Source organism: Deltaproteobacteria bacterium RIFCSPHIGHO2_02_FULL_44_16 (assembly GCA_001798185.1).
In the GTDB taxonomy this organism is placed as follows: domain Bacteria; phylum UBA10199; class UBA10199; order 2-02-FULL-44-16; family 2-02-FULL-44-16; genus 2-02-FULL-44-16.
The window spans coordinates 13055-35390 of record MGRM01000007.1 but is presented as its reverse complement, the minus strand read 5'-3'; the positions used below and the strand labels follow the sequence as shown (position 1 = coordinate 35390).

Annotated in this window: 13 protein-coding genes; 7 read left to right on the top strand and 6 right to left on the bottom strand. The window is 44.0% G+C overall.

Annotated features, from left to right (window positions below; genetic code table 11):
* The first annotated feature begins 61 nt into the window (after positions 1-61).
* A complete protein-coding gene (locus tag A3C46_06560; GenBank protein OGQ23098.1) occupies positions 62-2599 on the top strand; it encodes a hypothetical protein in 2538 nt (845 codons plus the stop codon).
* Positions 2600-2951: 352 nt separating this feature from the next.
* Here the strand turns inward: A3C46_06560 and A3C46_06555 are convergent, their stop codons facing one another.
* Positions 2952-5972, bottom strand: coding sequence for a hypothetical protein (locus A3C46_06555; GenBank protein ID OGQ23097.1), 3021 nt, complete (start codon positions 5970-5972; stop codon positions 2952-2954).
* 146 nt (positions 5973-6118) lie between these two features.
* Here A3C46_06555 and A3C46_06550 point away from each other — a divergent pair, with 146 nt between their 5' ends.
* Both A3C46_06550 and A3C46_06545 read left to right on the top strand, forming a co-directional pair.
* Positions 6119-9916: a hypothetical protein gene (locus tag A3C46_06550; protein OGQ23096.1), complete on the top strand. Its 3798-nt coding sequence runs from the start codon at positions 6119-6121 to the stop codon at positions 9914-9916.
* 4 nt (positions 9917-9920) lie between these two features.
* A complete protein-coding gene (locus A3C46_06545; protein ID OGQ23095.1) occupies positions 9921-11675 on the top strand; it encodes a hypothetical protein in 1755 nt (584 codons plus the stop codon).
* On the opposite strand, the gene A3C46_06540 is transcribed toward A3C46_06545, so the two are convergent.
* Positions 11672-12220 carry a hypothetical protein gene (locus A3C46_06540; GenBank protein OGQ23094.1) on the bottom strand — a complete coding sequence of 183 codons (549 nt, stop codon included), beginning with the start codon at positions 12218-12220 and terminating at the stop codon, positions 11672-11674. The genes A3C46_06545 and A3C46_06540 overlap by 4 nt on opposite strands.
* 48 nt (positions 12221-12268) lie before the next feature.
* On the opposite strand from A3C46_06540, the gene A3C46_06535 reads away from it, so the two are divergent.
* Positions 12269-13102: a hypothetical protein gene (locus A3C46_06535; protein OGQ23093.1), complete on the top strand. Its 834-nt coding sequence runs from the start codon at positions 12269-12271 to the stop codon at positions 13100-13102.
* Here A3C46_06535 and A3C46_06530 read toward each other — a convergent pair.
* A complete protein-coding gene (locus tag A3C46_06530) occupies positions 13049-14182 on the bottom strand; it encodes a hypothetical protein (protein OGQ23092.1) in 1134 nt (377 codons plus the stop codon). The genes A3C46_06535 and A3C46_06530 overlap by 54 nt on opposite strands.
* A 9-nt stretch (positions 14183-14191) precedes the next feature.
* Between A3C46_06530 and A3C46_06525 the strand changes: the two genes are divergently transcribed.
* Positions 14192-14461, top strand: coding sequence for a hypothetical protein (locus A3C46_06525; GenBank protein OGQ23091.1), 270 nt, complete (start codon positions 14192-14194; stop codon positions 14459-14461).
* Between the two features lie 24 nt (positions 14462-14485).
* A complete protein-coding gene (locus A3C46_06520; GenBank protein OGQ23090.1) occupies positions 14486-15874 on the top strand; it encodes a hypothetical protein in 1389 nt (462 codons plus the stop codon).
* A gap of 17 nt (positions 15875-15891) precedes the next feature.
* Here the strand turns inward: A3C46_06520 and A3C46_06515 are convergent, their stop codons facing one another.
* Entirely contained in the window at positions 15892-17511 is a 1620-nt protein-coding gene (locus A3C46_06515) for a hypothetical protein (GenBank protein OGQ23089.1), read from the bottom strand.
* Between the two features lie 132 nt (positions 17512-17643).
* On the opposite strand from A3C46_06515, the gene A3C46_06510 reads away from it, so the two are divergent.
* On the top strand, positions 17644-17916 hold the full coding sequence (locus A3C46_06510) for a hypothetical protein (protein OGQ23088.1): 273 nt from the start codon (positions 17644-17646) through the stop codon (positions 17914-17916).
* A gap of 134 nt (positions 17917-18050) precedes the next feature.
* Here the strand turns inward: A3C46_06510 and A3C46_06505 are convergent, their stop codons facing one another.
* Together A3C46_06505 and A3C46_06500 are read right to left on the bottom strand one after the other, a co-directional pair.
* Entirely contained in the window at positions 18051-21173 is a 3123-nt protein-coding gene (locus A3C46_06505; protein ID OGQ23087.1) for a hypothetical protein, read from the bottom strand.
* Positions 21170-22303, bottom strand: coding sequence for a hypothetical protein (locus A3C46_06500; GenBank protein OGQ23086.1), 1134 nt, complete (start codon positions 22301-22303; stop codon positions 21170-21172). The genes A3C46_06505 and A3C46_06500 overlap by 4 nt, the downstream gene beginning before the upstream one ends.
* Positions 22304-22336: the final 33 nt, after the last annotated feature.

Below are 22336 nucleotides of genomic sequence, written 5' to 3'. Positions count from 1 at the left end.
TCTTTTCATCTGATAACTCATTATTTTCAAATAGATTTACCTGTGCTACACACATCTCACTATGCTTCATTGTTTACTGTCAATCCCCCTTCTTTTGTTTCTTCTCACCCCTCTTTCTTGCAATAAAAAAGAGGAGTTAGAATTAAAAAGCAGTGAAGAACCAGCTCAGACCACTCTGAAAGCAGAACAAACAGGCGACATTCCCATTCTCGGTGGACCTGAAGAAGAAGAGCTCCTTCCACCCTCTCTTCCTCCAGAAGCCCTTCCCATGTCAGGGCCTTCAACACCTCAAACCCCTGTCACTTCTTTGCCTGGAACAACGGATACCACGACACCTCTTCAGGAGGTCCCTTCTCTCGCTGCTCCCAATATTCCTCTACCAGCAAAAATACCGGAAGTTTCGAAACCAGCGCCGCTTCCTTTTGTTCCGAAACTGATGACCTCAAAAAGTGACATTGTCATTCTTCTTGATGCTTCCGGAAGCATGAATGCTCCTTTTGGAAAAAGTTCTGTCTTTAAATTTTCTCTTTTGCGCGAAACTTTAATTGACGTTTTAGATGAAGTGGCTCTTCAAAAAGATTTTCCTCGGAATGTCAGTTTACGTGTTTTCGGTTCTGAAGCTCCTGCTGAAGCGAAGAAGTGTGATGATACCAAATCTCTTTATTCTATGGGCGAAGCGGATCCAAATGGAATCCGCCAGGTGTTGGAACCACTCAAAGCACAAGGAACAAGTCCGCTTGCTTTGGCATTAGAACAAGCCGCAAAAGATTTTCCTGCTGAAAGTGGAGCTGATCGTTTAATTGTCGCGATTGTAGATGGAGGCGATACCTGTGACGCAGATCCATGTCTTGTTGCTGAAAAAATTCAACAGACAACGGGCAAAACAATGATCCACGTCATCGGATTTGACATTGAACCACAAGAGCAGGAAAAACTTTCGTGTATCGCTTCAAAAGGCGATGGGCGTTTTTTCCTTGCACGAACAGAAGAAGAACTCAGAACAGCCTTCGATGAAGCCATTAATTCCACGGTCCCCTATAATTTGAAAATCATGACCATGGTGGGAGCAACTCCACTCCCCACAACACTCAGCATCCTGCAGCCAGGAGCGGAAAAAGTGTTCCGCAAGGAAAACAGTTTTGGAACGAAACTTTTGCGTCTCGATCCAGGAACCTACGATATTCTTATCGAATATCCGCAATCCCCCGAATCACGCAAACCTTCAAAAATTTTGAAGGGAGTGGAAGTTCTCGCAAGCACAAAAGTGGAACAAACCGTCACGTTTGATTTAGGATCTTTAACACTCTCTGCAATTGATGATTCTGGACAACTTATCGGTGCTCTCTATCGCATCACTCGCAAAGGTGAAGGAGTTTCACTTCCGGAAATGAAAACAGATGCAAAACCCGCGTCACTTTTTCTCTCGCCAGGCACGTATGACATTACAGCAGAACGTGCCGATGAAAGTCCTGATCAATTTACGCTCACGCATGAAGAAATCATCCTTGGTGTCGGTGAAGCAAAAGAAGAACGATTTAAATTTCAACATGGCGAAGTCATTCTCAAAGGTATCACCTCGCAAAAAAAATCGATTCCCTTTCTTTTCCAAGTCTCCGTCAGCGGAAAACCAGAATCGCTCGTCGCAAGCGGCGCCTTTAATGCTGAGGGTGGCTCCATTACGCTTTCACCGGGAAGTTATGATTTCTTTCTGCAAGCTCAAGATCCTGAAATGCCCGCATATCCCGGAACAAGGCTCACAAATATCATCGTCAAAGCAGCTGAAACAACAGAGGCAATGGCAACGTTTGAACTTGGAATCATGCGTCTGACGGCTACAGATAATCAGAAAAAACCACTTCGTGCTCACTTTGTTCTTCACGAAGATAATAAACAGGAAATATTGACGGAAGTTGATTATGAAGGAACAAAGATAGTGGAACTTTCCATCCCACCTGGAACGTATGATCTTGAGGCGTTCCTTTCTCAAGCTCAAACAGAACCAAAACCGATGCTTCTCTTGAATGATATGAAAGTAACGATCGAAAAACCGATCGATGTGAATGCTCTTTTTGCGCTCGGAACGTTGCGACTTCGAGGAAGAGATTCGAAAGAACATCTTTTTGAAACGAAATTCACCCTTTATCGAGAAGGGACTGATGAAGTGGTCATGTCAGCTCCACCGGCGAAGAATTGGAATACATTCGAAACACTTCCCGGAGTATATGATATTCGCGCTGAAAAAATAGAAACGCTCAAGCCCGAAGAAGAACCTCGCACGGTATGGCTGCAAGATGTGCGCGTTGAAGAATCCAAAACCGTCAGTCACGAAGCCATCTTTACACAAGGAAAAATCAAAATCATAGGACGTGGACCGAATAGTAAGATTATCACCTGTCATTTCAAAATTTTCCAATACGGCTCTGATCGAGAACTCATCAATGGTTCGACGGCAAACGATTGGCAAACGTTTGAAATTGAACCCGGGAAATATTACATGGAAGCTGCGTACCACGACACCGACTCATCTCAAATGCTCAAAAAGTGGATCAATATTGAAGTAGGTGAAAATCAAATCGTCGAGCAAGTCATACGTTTTTAGAGCCCACTTCATAAATGGCTTTTGATCTTTTTTTGTCATGCCTGCGAAAGCAGGGATCCAGTGTTTTCGTTGTTTTCTGGATTCCCGCCTTCGCGGGAATGACAATAGACCTCTTGCGTAACCCTGGGTGACACTCGTTGTCATTGCGAGCCCGAAGGGCGTGGCAATCTCCTCTGTTTACTCGGGAGATCGCCACGCTTCGCTCGCGATGACATCCAAGTGTATCTCTTTGAAAACAAAAACTTTATAGGCTGGATTCTATTGAGGTTATGCAAGAAGTCTAATGACGGAATGCCGCAGGCGGCAGGACCCTCAAACGATAAAACGTTTTGAGAGAGGTTCTTTTTCCTTTTTAAGGCAACTGATATTCTTGAAGTTTTCCTTTTTGATGCAAGAGCTGCAACATGAAAGCATCAATCGCCATATTGATTCTCTGCCGTTCTACTTCCAAAGAAAACATGAGTCCATCATTGCCCCATTCGAGTTTTTGAATTCCCAATTGAGAAAAAAGACTTTGGTCATCTGAAAAATCGATTCCTTTTGGAAGTGGGACAGAAAATCCTGTCTCTTCTCCTGAAAAAAGAGCAAGCGCATATTGCAACGTCTGTCGAAGTTGAAGCACCAAACTTTCTGCAGGAATCGTTGTCGTATTGGTTGACGGAAGAGGAGTTAAAAGAAAAGTAGCCTCTTTCCCATGAGGAATAATTTTCAGAGATAATTGTGATGGATCCTCTGACAACGGTTCCAATGCGCCAAGCTGGATCGGCAAAAGGAGTGTGAGTTCAAACATAATAATTTGCGAATCACGCGCATTTTTTGAAATTTTACGAATCATGGGATTGCTGTGATCATCCAATTTGATTGTCCAATTTCCAAATTCATTGCGACCCAGGTCTTCATCCACTTCGAGAGCAAAAAAGCTGGCACGAAGTCCGCCAATTTGAAGTTCAATACGATCTTTCTCCAAAATCTGCAGACGTGGCGCAAGCGCTTGATGTGGCTCAATGCGGACCATCAGCGGATGATTCGCATCTTCGACATCATACCCATAAGAAACAAGGGATGTTCCTAAAAGCCCGCTGACCGTTGGTCGTAGGGGACAAAAGGTATCCTTTTTCTCTGCACGATCACATTTCTCCAGAAAACTATAACCAAATTTTTCCAGCATCACTTCATGAAGATCAATACGAAGATGCGATGATAAAGCAAAAAGAAGCGCATTGATGGTATTTGCAGAAAGTTCCAAACTCATCATACGACGATCTGCAAAATTCGAAGGAGAAAATGTTTTCGTTCCAGGAGAGACAATGACTCCAACCGTTGGAAGCTGAAGTGGCGCAGGAATATTTTGATAAAAAATTTCACTCCCTACTTGAAATGCAGCATCCAAACGCATGTGGTTTTCATCCACACTGACCCCATTATCAAATGAAAATGAAAACGGAAGATCAATGTTCGCAATTTTTTGTCCTTCTATTCCATCTCTTAAAAAATGTGTCAGGTACGCCGATCCTTGACAATAAAAAGCGCTGTTGAGCGCATCGAGAACTTTTTCACTGACCGCTCCTGTTTGTGCATCAATACTGTTCAAGGATTTACAAACATCTTTGATATCATCTGCGGCAGCCTCAACATCGCACGCTACAAAATGACCAAGTCGTCCCGCGCTCCCGACAAATCGTTGCGGAATGAGCGAGGCAGGACGATCAAAACAAGCGCTTTCACTTTTATAAACACAATCGGTAAAAGGACTCGCAACTAAATATCTTCCCCGACCTTTTTCATCTTTCTCGACTCGAAGCTCGATATCAAAGAGGGCTTTTTTGAATGCTATCTTTAAGGGAAGTGGACTATGATCTGGAATCGAATCGTGATTCATGTCGCGAATAAGATGAATGCCCACATTGAGATCATCGGCATTGATCGTAAAATTGATTATATTATTGGCAAAAAGAAGTGTCTCAATTTTTGCTTTGCTTATTGTGGGTTGCGTTCGAAGTGCAATCCGGAAACCTTCAAGTGCCTTCTGATCACATCCAGGTATGGAAGCAACGATATTTGCAGGCAGTGTCCCTTCTTCTGATGTTTCTTTTTTCTCACCCATGCTTTCAAAGAGAGACGAGAGCATTGTTTGAAATTCATCTGCCATCATAAAATTATTAAGAAGAGGAAGAAATATGTTCGTAAAGGTCGTGGTTGGAATTTCAACTCCAAGTGCTGAAGGAAGATGAAGTTTCTTTTCTGGATGTAAGAATGGACTTACCATATCACCCCATCCAAAAATCCATGAAGAGTGTTGTTCGTTCGCTTCGATCTTCACGACATTGATCCCTACGTGTGGTTGAAGAGTGACATTGTAGCGAGCATCCCCATTCTTCTCCAGACAACCTACATTTTTTCGATTCAGCGTCACCTGAACGCATGCAGCGTCGGTCGTCAGTCGAAACGAAAGTTGAATTGTCGGATATTGTGAAGCCGGATAAGAAGGTAAAGGAGATGGCGATAGAATTTCAAATGGTTTTACTTCACTCTTGCCTTCAAATGTAATGCCCGTGAGATGAGGACAATTTCCTTTTGTCGCAGCATTACAAGCAGTCATGGTCAGAATATTTGTGCCCGCAAGAACTGGGACACCGATCTCAAATCTCCCGATACTCTCTGGTGAAACATTGGTTTCACAATCAATTTGTCGGATATTATTTCCTTCTTCCACCTGATTTGAAACCGTTACGGTAACTCCACCTGTCGAAGCACCAATAAAATCACAAAATGCACAGCCGGGTTCAAGAAGATCAACGGTGACATTGACATGCGTTGCATCCACTTTTTTTCCCTGAAGAATGTTCGGATCAAAGACAATTTTTTCAGACACCAGCGAGAGAGCCTTAACACGACTCATAGCCACCGTGCGACTTTCTGGTTTTCCTGAAATTCGCGTGGCGCTGACAAAAATGGTATAAGGTCCGAACTCCTCTAATTCAATGCGTGCTTTGAAAGTTCCATCGGCATTCAAACAAAAAGGTGATTGCGCCGTAAGTTCACCTCCACAATTTTCTTGAGGATGACGCGTGTCGAGAAGAGTGGTCTGTTTGGTATAGTTATGTTGCACACGAAAGGAGAAAGAACTCAGGGCCGATTCTTTTTGATCAACTCGTCCCGTAAGAATAAAACTTTTTTCTGCCACTCCTCCTTCAGGAGTATCGACACAAAGAAATCCACCATCACCCCTACAATGCACCTGTAGCATCGGTTTGGAGACTCGACATGCCCCATAAGGTGTCGTCTCTGACTGTGCGAAAAGGCTCGTCGTGTGCACAAAAAAAAGAGGGAGCACAAAAAGAAAGGTGATTGTTTTTTTGAAGAAGAAGCTCATGTCGTTCCCATTTCGGCAATAAATCTGAAATGTTTCGTTAAAAAAAGGGTGAGCGCGTTAGAGGATAACGCATCACGTCAGAACAGTGCGGCTTGCAGAATCTTGCGGCGCAACCTTTTCTCTTCTTCGGCGATAAGGAGACAATGATGAAATTGCATGAAGAGAGAAATGATTTCGAAACTGATGAGATTCGGGTGACGTCGGAGTGTGTTCCGGGAGGTCTCCCCCGCGGTTCATGGGGGAGTGCCGGAACACCGCAGACGGCAGGACCCGTTACAGCGAAGCGTTTTGAAATCATTTCTCTCTTCTTTGTTGTATTTTTTTTCATCTCAAGCTGCGTTGGAGAAGACAAACCACTTCGTTATTTTCCTTCAACTGATGTCGCTGAAAAAAAAGAGCCGCTCCCAGGTGAAAAAGTAAAGGGACGCAAATGTAATGTCACCTTTACGTCGAAGCTCTGTGTCACTCTCAAAGGAGATCACTTTGAAGCCGGCACAGAAAAAGAGGGACCCATCTGCACCGAAGTCCCTCCGTTTCCTCTTCGCATCACGGGCGCAACGGTCACCATTCAAGGCGACGAATTTCCTGACATTGCAGTTGAAGGCAAAGCTCTTCCTGTTCCCATTATTATTAATGGCAAGGGAGATGGAACGGGCGAAGAGAATAAAGGCGAGGGGACGATCGATGCTGTCGGCAATATCGTCATTCAAGATTTCTCTCTTTTCATTAATATTATCGGCTCTTCCGCGGAGGTCCCAGGCCTCACCCTCACAACAGGGACAACTCCAGAACTGAAGTATCTCCCTTCTCTCGCCGGTTCTCCTCCTGATTCAACCGGAGCTATGCGTCTTGTTACCGCAACAACACTCCCTCATCTTTTTGATGCGACTGATGATCTTCTTCTTGATGCGTCTCTCACGGCTTCCTTTGAAGGTTCCATCAAGCCAACACTTGAGGAATGTGGAGATTCAGGCCTTCCTCGTTCACTTGAGGTGAACAAAATACAGTTGAATGAATCTGGACACGAGAGCGCGTCGCCGATTCCTGAAGGAAAGTATCTCGAAGTTTCGAATGGAACCTATATTGCTCAAAATGAGCAAGACGTCGGCGCAAAGTTTGAAACAGCTGCGCTGTTTCGAATCAAGAATATCAGTTCTCAAACACTCGATATTGATCTTCCTTCCAAAATTGGCGCTTTTGCTCTCGATGCGCGTGATCCCCTCACTCGTCAACTCAGTCCTCAACAATCATTTCTTCTCTCCATTACCTTTCATCCTCACGTCAATGATGTGCAACCAGGAAAAGTGATGGAATCAATGATTATCGGCAACGATGCCTTTCAACTTGTTGCCGCTGCTTTGAATCCGCAAGGGAAACCTTCACTCGATGCATTGAGTGAAGAAGGAGAGATTCTTCAATCGCGAATAGAAAAAATAGATCTTGGAGAAATGACGGTCACCACAAGTTCAGAAAAACGTTTCTTCCAATGCACTCTCATCAAGTGTGAAGAAACTGAAACGTTTACGAACTGTAAACCGTGTGAAGATGCCACTTCGAAACAGTGCCAACTCTTACCGGTTTCTGTTGAAGGCAATCCTTTAGGCGAAGTCACATCAACATGTGAAGCGCGTTATCCGAATGCCACGCCCCTTCTCACCATCGATCTCAAAGGGACAAGCGAAATGAAAATTGTGGCGGGAAAACAAGTGCTCGCGCTTCGCAATAATGGCGTCACGCCGCTGACAATTGAATCAATTACATTAGAAGATATTCAACATTCTCAGTCCAAAGGGGAATTTTCACTCCCTGTTCAAGGAGTATTTGTTGCTTCGAATATTCGTGATATCCAACAAAAAATTGAAAACGCATTGAATGGAAAAGAGGCACAGCCTCAACAACTTCCCTTTACGCTTCCTCCGTTTTCTTCGGAAAAGAAAAATGCTTCTGCTTTTGTTGTCGTCGCTTATCATCCTCACGACCTACGAGGAAGTGATGGATCTTCTGCGGGCATCGGAAGTGCTGCGATCGACCGAGCCCTTATCACCGTCATTACTGATGTTGGAAAAATAGAAGCTCGCGTCTCTGGGAAAACCACGATTCAAGAAATTCCGGAACTCGAACTTTTTGTAAAAACAACGAAACGGCTGCGACAAATTGCGCATGGGGAAAACTTTCCCTTTCGTGACATTACCGCTGAAACCAAGGATCAAGTTGTCCCTCTTTTCTTAAAACTTTCAGAAACAGCGACTCAACCACTTCGCATTGTGTCAATAAATATTGAAGGAGAAGATGCTTCAAAATTTGAGCTTCTTGATACTCCAGAAAAAATAAAAGGGGGAAATTGTTCCACTGATCTTTCTCCTGTTTCGCGGGGAGCAACCGGTTTTGATCTTCTTCCCGGAGCACATTCGAAAGAAAACCTGCCTCTTTTTGGATGTCTCCATTTTCATCGTGAACCTACGGATGAAAAGAGAGTTTCCAAAGCCACCCTGACGGTAAGCGCTCTTCAACTGAGTGAAACGCGAAAACCTCTTCGCAATCCCGATGGAAGTTTTAAGGAGACAAAATTTACGATTGATCTCATGGCAGCGGTCAATCCTCTCCAAGGCATGGTTGTGGTGAGAATCACCCAGGCGATGGCAATTATTCTTCATCCTCAGGTATCTGGAGTTTCATCTGCAGATAAACATTCTTATTTTATTCAAGAACTCAAAAAAGGAAATGCAACCGAGAGTGACACACAACTTTTCATCGCTGCCGTACTTCTCGATCCCTTTGATGATGACACCTATCCGATGACCGATTCCAATGAACCAGCCACCATTCCCGGAGATGGAGTCACAGCGGTTTTACGAAAGGTTGCGACTCATATTCGAAGTGAGAAATATGAAGATCCTCTTTTGTATGACTATTCAGGTTTTCTTCATGACGAAACCAAACCTGAAGGGAAGCAGGGAATTTTTGAAGGATATCCAAATATTCCAGCAGGATTTCAATCAAATGGTTTTCGTATGTTTACCACTTCTCTCTCGTATCCTGGACCGCTCACCTCAAAAGCAGGCCCGCCGTGGCCTTCTCACTGTGTCACCATCAATCCCTGTTCCAATGAAGAGATGAAACTTTTGAGTGATATCGGTGTTCCTCCGGGAGGAAAAGGAGCATGCGCCTTCTTCTTTGGAAGTGCCGGACGATACGATAGTCCCGAGTTTCATACTCCAACAGAATTACCCGGCGGCATACGTCGTCACTTTTGTGATGCCGTCAATCAAGAGCCTGCACTGATTGATGGGAATACCGGCATTTACACACTTGATGGACACATTACCTTTGAAGAGTTAGGTTTTCGTCTCTTTGGGCCGACATACTTCCACAATCCCTATGGTCCATTTGAAAAAGTTCGACCTCTTGATGCTGTTTCACTCACCGCCGTCACGACACACACGATTAAACCCCAAGAAAGTCCGCAGGACCCAAATGTGCTTCCCAATGAAGCGATCGATCACGCGCGAGAGATGTACAAAATAAATCTTACGGATTCTGCGCACGTCAATCCTCCACTGTGCGAAGGAACGGTGAAAAATAAAACCATTAACGGGAAAGTGTTGAGTACATGGCGTTATCTCGCTCCACTTCTTTCAAAAGATCCTGAAGGAAAAATTCCAGCGGGCTGTCCTCAAGACGATCCGAAAATCAGTGGCGGCACTGCCTTTCTCCATGGCCGTCCTGTAGATCATGAAACCGGTGTGGTGACATTTGTGACGGCAATGCATTTTGGAAGTTCAAACGATCTCACCTTTGCGTTTAAAGAGGTTCCTATTTTTATCATCTTGAACGGTTGGGTCTGCAATCCGAATGGCGATCCTGAAAATTTCGAAGGCGAGCGCTGTTACGACATGATGCAAAACGAGCGCGACGAAGTCGGACAAATTTCTATCTTGGAGTAAATAAATGGCTGCGTTAAAAAATATACAATGTGGTGGTGGCGTGGAGTGGATTCCATTTCAAACCACCATTACCAATCAAGGTTACGGTGGTTCTCTTGGATGCAGTCTCAATCTGGGATTCCCTACCAAGAATGATCAGGATATCGCTTTCCCAGATCAGAACCAGACTTTCGGTCTCTCGCTCGGCTGGCATGGGATGTCGAGTAACATTAAAACTGTGACTTCCGGTATTGATGACATTAGCCTCGTCCGTCCTGAGATTTTAGCTGATCTCCCCCCTCTGGAAGAAATCAAACCTCTTCACGTTGATCTCGGCCGCATTGGACTCATCTCAGGTCATCACCCTTGGGAGAAAAAAGAAACTTTTCATCGCACGACCTCCATAACACGATACTTGGGCTTTGGGCGTGCCGTGCAACCGGTCCACGAGGGGCAATCTGGTCGTGAAGCGTTGATTTGGGAGGTCTCAAAATCCTGGAACGGCGATATCACCCATTATTTCTCGGATTCGTTTTCGATACATGCTTCTTTCGGACTGCTCTATGGAGCGCTCTATGAAAATGATCGTAGCGAATTCAATCGCCTTCTGCTGACTCCAAGTCTCTCTTTAAGCTTCGGTCTTTTTGGAGAAGGGCCTTCGGAGACAGAACCAAATGATGCAGAAAATCAACTTCCAACTTCTTACTCTTTTTTTGAATTAGCATTTTTAGCTTACGATTGGCTCATCTCCTATTTTGTACGCAAAGTGATTATTACTCCAAACTCTGATATCGATGCGTTGGGGATTACCGAAGGAAAAGTGGAGCCAGAAACAAAAGATGTTCCGCCAATTCTCGGAAGTGTTTTTGTTTTAACTTCTGCGGATAAAAATTTTCATAACGCAGTCCTCAGAAGTAATACCGCTGGGAAAGCAATGCTTATCGGAACCAAACTTGCTGGAGCGCTCGGTTCGATGATTGATAATGCCTTTGAAGAACCTCTTCCGCAGCTTCAAGTAGAACTTGAAGACAACCGTCCCCGAAACGTAAATGGATATATTGCGGGTTTTGCTGATGGACTCACCGTTGCAAACACTGCACTCTACTATATCTTCGATGCAGATCTGACGAACAAAGATCAGATGATGGATGTTGCTATTGCACGACTCGTTCTCAATGGCGGCATTATGGCTCTTGGTGGCATCGTTTCAAGTTTTGATCCTGACGCTGATGGTGCAAAAATTCTCTCAACCGTTGGCGCCCAAGCTTTGACAGGATTGGCGCTTGCCCCATTTCCTCTCAAAAAATCGAATCCATTGAAAAACGCCCGATACTCTCTCTTTCTTCCAAATCTTTCTCTGGATGAAAGCAATTTTGGACCTTCGATGGGTGGACGGATTACACATCAACAAAACGAAGATGGAAAAATCACAGCGTATAGCAGCGCGACATTTATAACGCCCGCAACTCAACTTGGTGACCATCGCTCCTATCAACGTACTTCTGTTGCTGCAGCATTTGGAGCAAGTTTCACCAAACAATTATCAGAAAAAGTGAGCTTTGAAGCTCAAGCAGGCTTAAGTCTGGAACTTACCTATCCCAAACAACTTGCAGCAGCTGGCCTCGAAGGAGCTGCAGAATTTGAATATCAACTTGCGGATGGAAAAGCCGGCATCGCCGCTGGAGCTTATCTTTCTTTCCACAAAATCGCGGGTCCAGGGGCCATGCTCAATATCGCTCCAACCCTGAGCCTTAGATTCCATGATGACTTTGGCTTCTAACGATATAAAGCATGCGTAATCATATAGACTGCAACCGACATCGGAACGAGTTCTGCAATCGACTCTCCTTTGGTCATCCGTTCACGAATATCTGACGATGAAATATCAGAGATAGGAGAATCATTTCCTCGCGGAATAAGAATGATCGGAATGATACGCTTCATCTCTTCAAAATGAAACCACTCCCGCAATTGTTCTTCATTATCTTCTCCTACAATCAACGAAAATGCATACTCAGGATGCGTTCGCTTCAGATGCATAATCGTCCGAATCGTATGACTAACACCGCCAAGCTCCATTTCCACATTGCTGATCGCCACTCGTTTGCCCAAAGGATCAAAGGCAAAATGACACATCGTTTTTCGATGTTCATAGGGTAATATCGGTTTCCCAAATGGATGGAGAAAACAGGGGATAATCCAGATTTCATCGACTTGATTGCGGAGAAGGAGACGTTTGCAGATCTCGACATGACCGAGATGAGGAGGATCAAACGATCCCCCAAAAAGACCGATACGCCGTCGTTGTGTGCTTACAAAGACCATCGTCTTCGCTCTTGCAAGGAGTGCATTGCATCATTAATATCGAATGTGATGACAAAATACAAACAGATCCTTATTGTTTATAAAAATATAGCTTCTCCTGATGCTCGACATAAGAAACTTTTTCATCAGGAAAAACGGGAGAAAGCGCATCAAGAAACACTGCAGACCATTACCACCACACTTGAGAGCTTGAAACTCTCCTACCACCTCCTCGACCGCGGGGGGCTGCGCCCCTTTCTAGGGTATGACCTGATCATTACCGTCGGTGGCGATGGGACTGTGATCGCTGCAGCACATGTCGCTGGTGATATCCCCGTTCTGGGAGTCAATTCTGTTCCTGAATTTAGTACCGGTTTTTTTTGCTCAGCGACCAAAGAAAATTTTAAACCTCTTCTCACCGCAATTCTGGAAGAGAAAATGATCCCAACCAAACTCCCTCTTCTTCGAGCAACCATCGACGGAGAGCCGATTGAATCTCCGGCGCTCAATGACATCTTGATTGCAGGAACATCTCCTGCGGATACGGTCTACTACACTCTTCACATCGATGGGAAAAGTGAAACGCAGCGAAGCTCTGGAATTTGGATTGCGGCTGGTCCTGGATCAACGGCTGGTTATCATTCTGCTGGCGGAAGGGCTGCGCCCCTTACTTCGGATATCATTCGATATCTCGTTCGAGAACCATGTCCGCTTCCTCATGCAACATACCATATGCTCCAAGGAGAGGTTTCTCGCGGGAGAACATTTGCTCTTACCTGCGAAGGGACCAATGTCATGATTTATCTGGATGGAACATCACTGGTGAAAGAATTGCCGCACAAACAGACCCTAACTATTGAGATAGAGCGACGGCCCTTCTTCCTTTTTCTCGTCAAGGGCTAGCGCCCTTTCTGGTGGGTTTTCAAATTGTTGAAGGCGATCATCAATGCGCGTCAGTCGCTTCTCTGCTTTTCCATAAGCGCTGGTCGCATTGGAGAGATGTTTTCCAATCGTTGCAAATTCATCGGTAAAATTTTTCACTTCAGTTCGAATGCGGCCCATGTCATTCAAAATTTCTTTTGCAAACTTCTCCACGCGCATTCCGCGAAGACCTAAAAGTATAGTATGAAGATAAGCATAAAAGGTATTCGGTGAAACTGGGATCACCTGTTTTTTCAGTGCAAGCGCTGCCGATGAGGCCTCTTCTCCGAGATTTTCTTCACGCGCAATAATTTCATAATAAACATTTTCCGCAGGAACATACATGAGCGCAAAATCAAACGTCCCCTCTCCCGGACGAATATATTTTTTCGCAATATCACTGACATGTTTTTTCACATCAGAAACAAAAAGTTTTCGACATTTCATTCGGTCTTCATCAGTTGACGCACTGATGAGACGCTGAAAGTTTTCGAGCGGAAATTTGGCATCAACTGGGACAAAACCGTGTGCCGTACGAATAATCGCATCAACGCGCTCCCCATCTTTGAAAGAATGTTGAAGCGCATACGCATCCTGCGGAAGCATTTGAGCTAAAAGATCGCCCAAAAATTGCTCTCCCAAGTTTCCGCGCAACTTCGGAGCGCGAAGAATTTCCTGCAAACTTGCGATATCCTGTCCTACTTCAAACACGCGCTTGGTCGCCTCTTCCACTTTTCCCATCCGTTGGTCAAGCTGCATCACCACCCGCGCAGCGTTATCGAGCCGTTGTCCAACGGTTTGCGAGACATTATCGAGCCGCTCTCCCACCGTCTGATGCGTCTGTTGCCACTGTCCTGATTGTTGTTGCAAATACTCAGAGATACGAGCGGTCGACGCTTCAAGACTTATGCGCAGCTGTTCCTGAAGACTTGTGATCTGTTGTTGAAATAAAGAAAGCGATTGATCACTTCCTTTTTTTGATTTTTTCCAAATAACCAAAAAAAGAAGAAGACCAATCGCGAAGAATGAAACTACCCAAGGGAGAAAACTTCCAAGATTCATTACATCTTCATGAGGTTATCGAAGAAAATTGACAAGAAAATTCTCTATGAGCGTCTCTCGGAGGCGACCTTTCGCTTACGGCAAAAATCCTCACACGCCGGATTTTTGCCTGCGCTTCATCCGCTGGACATTGAGGCTTCGTTCCCAGCTCCTGAAGACGCCGCTCAAGGCTCGCCTCCTACGGCCGTTTTCGAACAAAAACGACTAACTTTGATTACGTCATATTCAGAAGGCATTTTATTAAATAATAATACTATTAATAAAATTGACTTTTATTGATAGTATGTTTACTCTTAAATACAAATGCTTGATAAGACTATACTTTTACAGGAACTCAATGACTTTAACCCTTGGTGGAAAGGTTCTTTCCCCACCGAAGGAAGGCTTTATCATCGCCATGGTTTTGCATCTCTTCTCAAACTCCTTCCGCTCGAACCCATAGTGGCCGTGACAGGTCTGAGGCGAACAGGAAAAACAACGCTCCTGTTTCAATTGCTTCATCACCTCATTGAACACGAAAAAATTTCTCCCCAGCGCATCTGTCGTTACCAATTTGAAGAACGATTAATTCCGCCAACTGACCGGGATCTTGATCTCATTATCCGTACGTTTCTTGAATCAATATTGAATGAAGACATTCATACAACAAAAAGAACATTTTTTTTCTTTGATGAACTGCAATTTGTCGAAGGATGGCAGGCTGTTCTCAAAAAATATTATGACCTGAACAAACATCTCAAATTTTTTGTCTCGGGCTCATCATCACTCTTTCTTCGCAAGGCTACGAGGGAATCGCTTGCTGGCAGAGTCTTTGAAGAAATGATTTCACCTCTCTCCTTTCGGGAATATCTGGAGATGACGGGACAATTTCAGGATGACATGCCGCACACTCAATTCTCCTTCAATGAGCTTGATGACAAACTGTTTGAAACATATCGTCAAATGTTTTCCCTGCATCAGGAGAAAAGAGAAAAAGCATTTACAACATTTATGGTTCGGGGACAATTTCCCGAAGCGGTTTCATTTCCCGACAGCTCGCTCGTTTTTCGATATCTTCGTGAATCAGTGATTACAAAGATCATCGAATATGATCTTCCAAAACTCTATGGTTTTCGAAAATCGGGTGAGCTTGCAACTCTTCTCTTCAGTCTTGCAAAAGAAACCGGCAATATTCTGGAATACAGCAATCTTGCCGCTGAAATCGGCATCTCACTCCTCACCATCAAAGAGTATATTTCCGCCTTCAAGGATTCTTATCTGCTCGATCTTCTCTTTTCCTACACAAAAAAACATCGCCGTGGACCGCGACAGCTAAAAAAGGGATATATTGTTTCACCCAACTTTACCTGCGCTCTCCATGGAATGAACGAATTCAATCTCATCAATAACCCTGTGATGGGCCATCTCGTAGAGACAGAAGTTTTTAATCATCTGCGACAACACCACCCGATTTCATTTTGGAATTCCAAGGGAAAAGAAGTCGATTTTCTTCTCTCTCTCCAAAAGGAGCTTCTTCCGATTGAAGTAAAATATACAAATCGACTCCGCAAAGAAGATCTTGCAGATACTCTCTTTCTGATGAAAAAGAAAAAATTATCTGCAGGATTGGTCATCACAAAACATATTTTTGATTCAGTCACGGTTGACGGAAAACGCCTCTACATGATACCTGCGTGGATAGTGATGATGTAGGCAATCGGTGACAAACTTCACGATTTCAATTGGTTCACCATCTTCTGTACCAACTCTCGTGCAATAGCCTGAGCATCAGACGATGTTTTGACACGTTGCTTCTTCCGAGTTACCGAAACCCGATGCAGTTCAGTCGCATTTTCTGTCTGCACATAACTGAGTGAAAAGCGTAATTCCTGAGATACCGGAATCAAAGTTACAGCGCCAAAAAAGCCACCTTCGAGATCCATGGCTCCCGCAATTTCTGCCGTACATCCAGCCTCCGTACATTCATATCCTTGCAACTTGTCGCTGAGAGATTCAATATTTGGCAAGCTCACGCGTATCCAGTTCGCTTTGAGCTCTCTTAAAATTGAATCAGTGATTTCCTTTTTTAATCCTTCATCGAGCAACGACTTTGATTTCCTTCCTATATTTTTGTCGGTAATTTCCTCACCGGCATCCTGAAAGTCTGCAAAGCCAATAAAAACAGTTGGAGGAAGAAAATTTCTTTGACGTTGCACCTCCTCAAGCTCTGCCAACAAACGTTTTGCCGCCAAGCCGTCGCAATCGCTGCATATCGCAATTGATTTTTTACAATTTGTTATCGCTTCTTCAATTCTTCCAAGTTTTTGATAGACTTCAGCTTGACGGAGAGGATAGGTAAAATCGTTTGGGCGTTTTTCTATGAGATGGTCATAATAAACAATTGCATCCGCATATTTCCCTGTATCAATAGCTTTTTGAGCAGCAGATTTATAAATAGCAAGTTCCCATTCTTCTCCTCCATACTCCTTTAGCACTTTTGCAAATGCCGGGTTTCCTCTTTGTACGAGAACTTCTGCTGCTTGTCTCAACAAAGAATTACTCCTGTAATCATCTGGGTCTGGCTTTTTCCCTTGTAAGTGAGAAACGATAATATCTATCGCTTCACTATAACCGAGATTTACTAACGATATAGCTGCAGCTAACTGAATATTTCCATTGCTATCTTTTAATACCGGTTTCAGAAATTCGATGGTTTTTTCCCCTTTAAAATTCGAAAGAGCTTGGACAGCCTTCAGTCTTACATAATCATCTTGATCTCGAATACTCATCACAAGAACAGCAAAACTTCTCCGATCCATAATCTGACCTAGAGAAGCCGCAATGGCTCCTCTTACAGAACCATCTTTATCATGCTTTAAACCGTGGATAAGAGAAAGCACTGCATTTTTATTTTTTAACCTCCCCAATGCTCGCGCCACAACAACTCGAACCCAATGTGATTCATCTTTTAACATTGAAACAAGTGCGGGAACAGTTCGTCTATCATTACCACCCACGTCACCCAACGATTCAGCTATCTTTCCTCGAACCCATTTTTCAGGGTCATTTAAGCTCGATATCAAAGCGCTCACGCGTTTTGTTGTAGTTAATGGTGTTGTTCTAAGAACCCAAGAACCTAAGGCACCAACTGCTGAGGCTCTGACGAAGGAATCCTGATCATGATGAAGAATGCGAATTAAGTGTGGAACGGCATTTTCTCCTGCCCAAACCGACCATGTTACAGCATAGGACCGTACATTTGAATTGCGATGTTCAAAATAAGGAAATAGATTTTGAGCAGCTTCTTCTATTTTGAACAAAAAATTCTTCCAAAGTCGCCTCTGCAACATCTCTTATTGCAGTTTGATCATCATCAAGAATTCTAAAAAGTGGTTCAATGGCTCTTAGGTCTTGCTTTTTCCTAAGCGCCTCTGTTGCTGCAAGGCGAACCGAATTATCTCGATCTTCAAGCATTTTAATCAATGCGGGAACAGCTCTGTTATCTGAAGAATTTGCAAGAATCAGTATTGAGTCTCTTCTCTCTGAAGCATCAGAAGATTGAAGTTTATGAAGCGCAGCGCTTACTTGCGCTTCCTCTTGATTTGGAACTTGAGCCAACAATATCGAATTTGAAAACCGAGAAAGAAATCCACCGCCAATGTGTTCTCTCGCGGGAATATCAGGAATCTGTGAATCATGTAATGAAGGGGTTGTTTTTTTCAGCCGTTGTAGGATTTTCAGCTATAAGATTTTGAGTCGTACGTAGAGCAATGGAGGTTGTGCTAAAAGACATTTGTTCTCCTTAATAATTGCTCTTCTCTTTTCGTCAAGTCTTCTAAAAGGTTGTGGGGAAATTCAGGCAATAATTCCAAAAAACAAACTATATCCGTTAACTGATCCTCAGAGGAACAACACGATGGATGCGTTTTGAAGGATTTCGAAGAGTCACGCTTTGGAGATCCTTGTCATCAAATGTAGCTGTTTTTCTACCAAACCATTCATTCGAAACATCTCCTGGAAGCGGTACGAAAAAAGATAAGTCTTGAAGCATTTTTTCTGCAGTTTTCTCAGTAATCCCTCTTCCTTTGAGATCACGGACCCTGGCGCGGTCAAACTCAAGACGGACAATGGCCTGGGTTTTGGATGCATCTGGTGTCACGACAAATTGAAGAGGAATAGAATATTGACCCGCACCTAATCGTTCTTCTTTCGCACGTTTTTTTAAAATGCGATCAGCGCGATCAGTGATGAGATCCACAAACTTTTTCCCTCCAGCACTTTTGATAGCATAGCGCTCTGAAGAACCATCGATCATATCAGCCATCGCTTCATTTGGCGGGAGTGCTGTACTTGGAGGCGCTTCCGCGCTTTCTAAGTTTTTTGATGGTGCTTGAACTCCAGTGCCCGCAAAGACTGCATCACCTAATGATCCACTCTCCGGTTTAGTTGTTGTGACAGCACGAATTTTTTGATCATACTCTGATAAAATTTCTTGTACTTCATCTGATGCTTTAAATTTTTCCCACCTTTCATGAACAGCAAGAAGAGTTTGAGCTCGTTCTTCTTGTGATAAATGTCTATTATCAACAATTTGCTGAAGATATGCTGGAAGTCCTTCTTCTTCATTCTCTTCATACATTTCCATTTTCGCCCTTGGGTCAACTCCATCTCCACTCAGATCTTCTTGAAATTTTGTTAACGAGTCTTCAAAACTTATCACAGCTTTTGTCACACGTTGCTTCATCGCTTTCGCACGTCGTTCAGCTTCAAGGGGTTCAAGAACTTCTTCTTCTGGTGAAGCTGCAATCGCGGCGGTTGTAGATGATTTAACACTTGGGGGTGATTCTCTTCGTTTCTCTTCGACTCTCGTTTTTGCCAGTTGAATGAGTTCATTAAATGGTTTTGCAGAATTTTCTCGAATAAGTGTTGCAGTTTGAGCTGCTGCTTTACTCCCATAAATAGGTTCCATGATGCCGTGAATAGTTTTATAGTGAGTGAAGTGCATTGAAGCTGCTGTAAATGTGCCATCCATCTTTGCAAGAGTTTTCTTTTTTACATCAGGCGTATTGAACTCCAGACTTAGAAGATATCGTGCGCGTTCTTGATACGTTTCTTGTACATCGCGATACTTTGAAGTGACGGAAGCAAGTGTCTCTTCTGGATTCGTGAGACTTTTCTTCAACTCCTCCTTTTTTTCTTCCAAAGGTTCAATTGCTTCTCGAGTTTGTTCGTTTTCAAAAGCTACTTCGGCAGTTTGAAGTTCATCCCACAATTTATCAGACGTCTCTTTGAGGATTGAACGATCTGATATTTCGTTTTCTACTTCCTGCTCAACTGTGTCAATCTGTCTTTGCAGTCCACCAAGTTCACGCTCCATCTTTGAAAGATCTTCACCTCTTTGACCTTGAACGCGCGTCGTGAAATCATTCACCGCCAGTAAAAATGGCTCTATCATCCCTTCTGCTAAGTCTCGTTGATCTCTTGGAGACGAAAAGTCATCGGGTATGGCTGGTGATTGAAGAGAATCTCTCTGTACATAATATGCTTTAGTAAGTTCTTCACTTAGAGCGATAATGCGCGCACGTTCAGGCGAATCTTTTGGCAATGAGGCATTGATATCATCCAATTGAAATAAAATTTCCTGTTTTTTCCGTTCTAATTCCGAAACGTCACTCATGGAACCGATCTCTGCGAGATAATCATTCTTTTGATCTTCAAATTTTTTGATGGCTTGTATCTGCGCATTCGGATCAGGCTGAGGCGGTGGCGGTGCTGGTTCAGGCGCCGGCTCTGGTTCAGGTTCCGGTTCGGGTGCTGATTCTTCTGGAGCTGGCTGAGGCTCAGATTCAGCAGGTGGTGCTGCTGGAGGTGGTTCTGTGGCAGGTTCAGCTGCTTCAGGTTCATCGGCTGATGCTGCTTCTGCATCTGCTTCAGGCTCAGAGGCCGTCGGTGCTTCCGGTACAGGGTCAGCTGCAGGTGGTGGAGAAGCTTCTGGAGCTTTTTTGGGGAGAGTATTCATTTTGGCTTCAAATATTTCACTCCCTTGAGTCTTCACAGCTTTTAGTTCTGACAACGCATACTTCATCGCATCTTCGCTCACATAGGAAACTGATTTTATTTCTCCGCGAAGCTCGTCATATTTCCTGAGGAAGTTTTGATATTTATCGCTCAACGCTTGCTGAGAACCAGCTCTCTTCGCCTCTTCTTCTAAAGTTTTTTTCTCTTGTCTCAATGCGCTAATTTTTTGTTCAATCTCAGAAGGGAGATTTACCTTTTCGGGAGCCTCTTCATCTTGGGCATCCAGATAGGTTTCATAAAGAGTATCTCCCTCTTCTTTGAGTTCTTCAACTTGCTCAAGCGCCGACTCCATGGCCTCTTCGCTTAAATAATCCTGTTTCTTCACATTTTCGAGCGTTTCCTCATAAAATTTTTCAAACTTTTGATATTGATCCTCTACTTTTTCATCTCTATTCACTGCTTTTTGTAACTCTTCTTTAGCACCCTTAAGATTTGTAATCATGTCTTTAACAAATTCAGGAAGTCCCACTGGTTTGGATGGTTCGGCTTTACCTGAGCTGACATCAAACGAACTTTGACTTGCAGGGGATCGCATTGCTCCATTCTCTGTCTGCGCTCCTGCCATCATCGGCGCAAAGGGTTGGTTCTGTGGGGCAAAGAGATTGGCGAAAATGTGTTGAGCGGATTGTGCAAATTTATCAGCAACAGACATTGCTGATTGACCATCCCCAAGTCCAAAAAAATCCCAAGCCTGACCAAATTTTTTCGCAGCACTGCCAAGTCCCTTGTCAGCGAATGCGGCTGCATCCATTCCTCCGCGCAGAAGTGTATCTAAAAAATTTCGGCTATAGAAAGATTGCTCAAATGGGGCTGGCGCCCTTTCTTCTTGTGTTCTCTCGAGAAGTGAGCGGACACTTTTGAGTTCACCGTTGTTAAATTGAACCGGTGACCCAGCGCGACGAAAGACATCATCGATTCTTCCTGCCGATTTCATGCGCGTGTTCCTCCATAAATATTTTTGATGAAATCCGCGGTCGAGAGTTTCAGATCTGGGTCATCGGTTAAGACACGTTTTGCGAGTGATTGAAGTCCCATCTCAAGTTCTTCGTCAAACTCACGAATGGCATTGAGCTGATCGCGTGTCTTTTCAATAAAATATTTATATTGTCGTCCCTTGGTGACAACGGCTGTTTCTGCGGCTTCTGCATTGAAAGTTTCAAAAGGTTGAGGAAACTCTTCAATCGTCAGAGAAGAAAGAACATCTCCATCCTGAACAATAATATTCTCTCCGGATTCGCCACCAAAACGACTTGAGACACCGGCTTCAAGTTCGCCGAGGTTTTCCTTGCGTGAGCGGGAAAGTGGAGAAGCGGATGCTGCAGTAGACGAAGCATTCTTTTTTGTTTCATCTTTTTTAAATTCTTTTTTGTTTTCAGAAGTACTTTCAAAACGATCTTTCGTAACGGGCCCTGCCTTTACCGTAAGAGGTTGTCCTGCCTCAGCAGGTTTGCGAGAGATATTTTCAAAAGATTGTTTTGTTTCGCGAGAAACGCTTTCAAAACTTTTTTTGGTTTCGGGTCCTGCCGCCTGCGGTGTTCCGGCCCTCCGCTTTTCGCGGAGGCCTCCCGGAACAGCCTCCGGCGTCACCCGTGTCCCATCTGTTTTGAAAGTGTTTCTCGCTGGCAAAGAAGAAGATGTTTTCTCAGTCCCCTGTTTTGCAAGAGTCGGTTGTTTTGGTTCAACATTTACTTTTGGGATCTGCTTTGTAGAAAGTTTTTGTAAATTTGTTGCTGCTTGCGCTGCTTCAACAAAATTCTTTCCGGCCTTTTCTTTATGCCCCTCACGAGAAATTTCGGAGTTCGACATGGCAGAAGAAATTTTTTTGTCAGAGGACGATGTTGATTGTTGCAAGGTTTCCGTGCGTTGTACGGTTTGTTTTGCTTCCCCTTGTTTTATATCACGTGTTTGATGGAGAAGCGCATTGGCAACATTTTTCGCCTGTTTGCTTTTTTGCATGAACTCATCATGACGGTCTCGATTTTCTTCACGCGCATCTTCGCCCTTTTTGCGAATGCGACTCGAGAAATTTCCGGTCAATTTCCAGTCTTTACCGTCCACACTCATAGGACTCCTCTCACCACCCCCAAAAAGGGTGAG

Bases quoted from the DNA above. Each gene is read 5' to 3' on its own strand.
- A3C46_06560 (OGQ23098.1), top strand. From the start codon at position 62: ATGCTTCATTGTTTACTGTCAATCCCCCTTCTTTTGTTTCTTCTCACC.
- A3C46_06555 (OGQ23097.1), bottom strand. From the start codon at position 5,972: ATGAGCTTCTTCTTCAAAAAAACAATCACCTTTCTTTTTGTGCTCCCT.
- A3C46_06550 (OGQ23096.1), top strand. From the start codon at position 6,119: ATGAAATTGCATGAAGAGAGAAATGATTTCGAAACTGATGAGATTCGG.
- A3C46_06545 (OGQ23095.1), top strand. From the start codon at position 9,921: ATGGCTGCGTTAAAAAATATACAATGTGGTGGTGGCGTGGAGTGGATT.
- A3C46_06540 (OGQ23094.1), bottom strand. From the start codon at position 12,220: ATGGTCTTTGTAAGCACACAACGACGGCGTATCGGTCTTTTTGGGGGA.
- A3C46_06535 (OGQ23093.1), top strand. From the start codon at position 12,269: ATGACAAAATACAAACAGATCCTTATTGTTTATAAAAATATAGCTTCT.
- A3C46_06530 (OGQ23092.1), bottom strand. From the start codon at position 14,182: ATGAATCTTGGAAGTTTTCTCCCTTGGGTAGTTTCATTCTTCGCGATT.
- A3C46_06525 (OGQ23091.1), top strand. From the start codon at position 14,192: ATGAGGTTATCGAAGAAAATTGACAAGAAAATTCTCTATGAGCGTCTC.
- A3C46_06520 (OGQ23090.1), top strand. From the start codon at position 14,486: ATGCTTGATAAGACTATACTTTTACAGGAACTCAATGACTTTAACCCT.
- A3C46_06515 (OGQ23089.1), bottom strand. From the start codon at position 17,511: ATGTTGCAGAGGCGACTTTGGAAGAATTTTTTGTTCAAAATAGAAGAA.
- A3C46_06510 (OGQ23088.1), top strand. From the start codon at position 17,644: ATGCGGGAACAGCTCTGTTATCTGAAGAATTTGCAAGAATCAGTATTG.
- A3C46_06505 (OGQ23087.1), bottom strand. From the start codon at position 21,173: ATGAAATCGGCAGGAAGAATCGATGATGTCTTTCGTCGCGCTGGGTCA.
- A3C46_06500 (OGQ23086.1), bottom strand. From the start codon at position 22,303: ATGAGTGTGGACGGTAAAGACTGGAAATTGACCGGAAATTTCTCGAGT.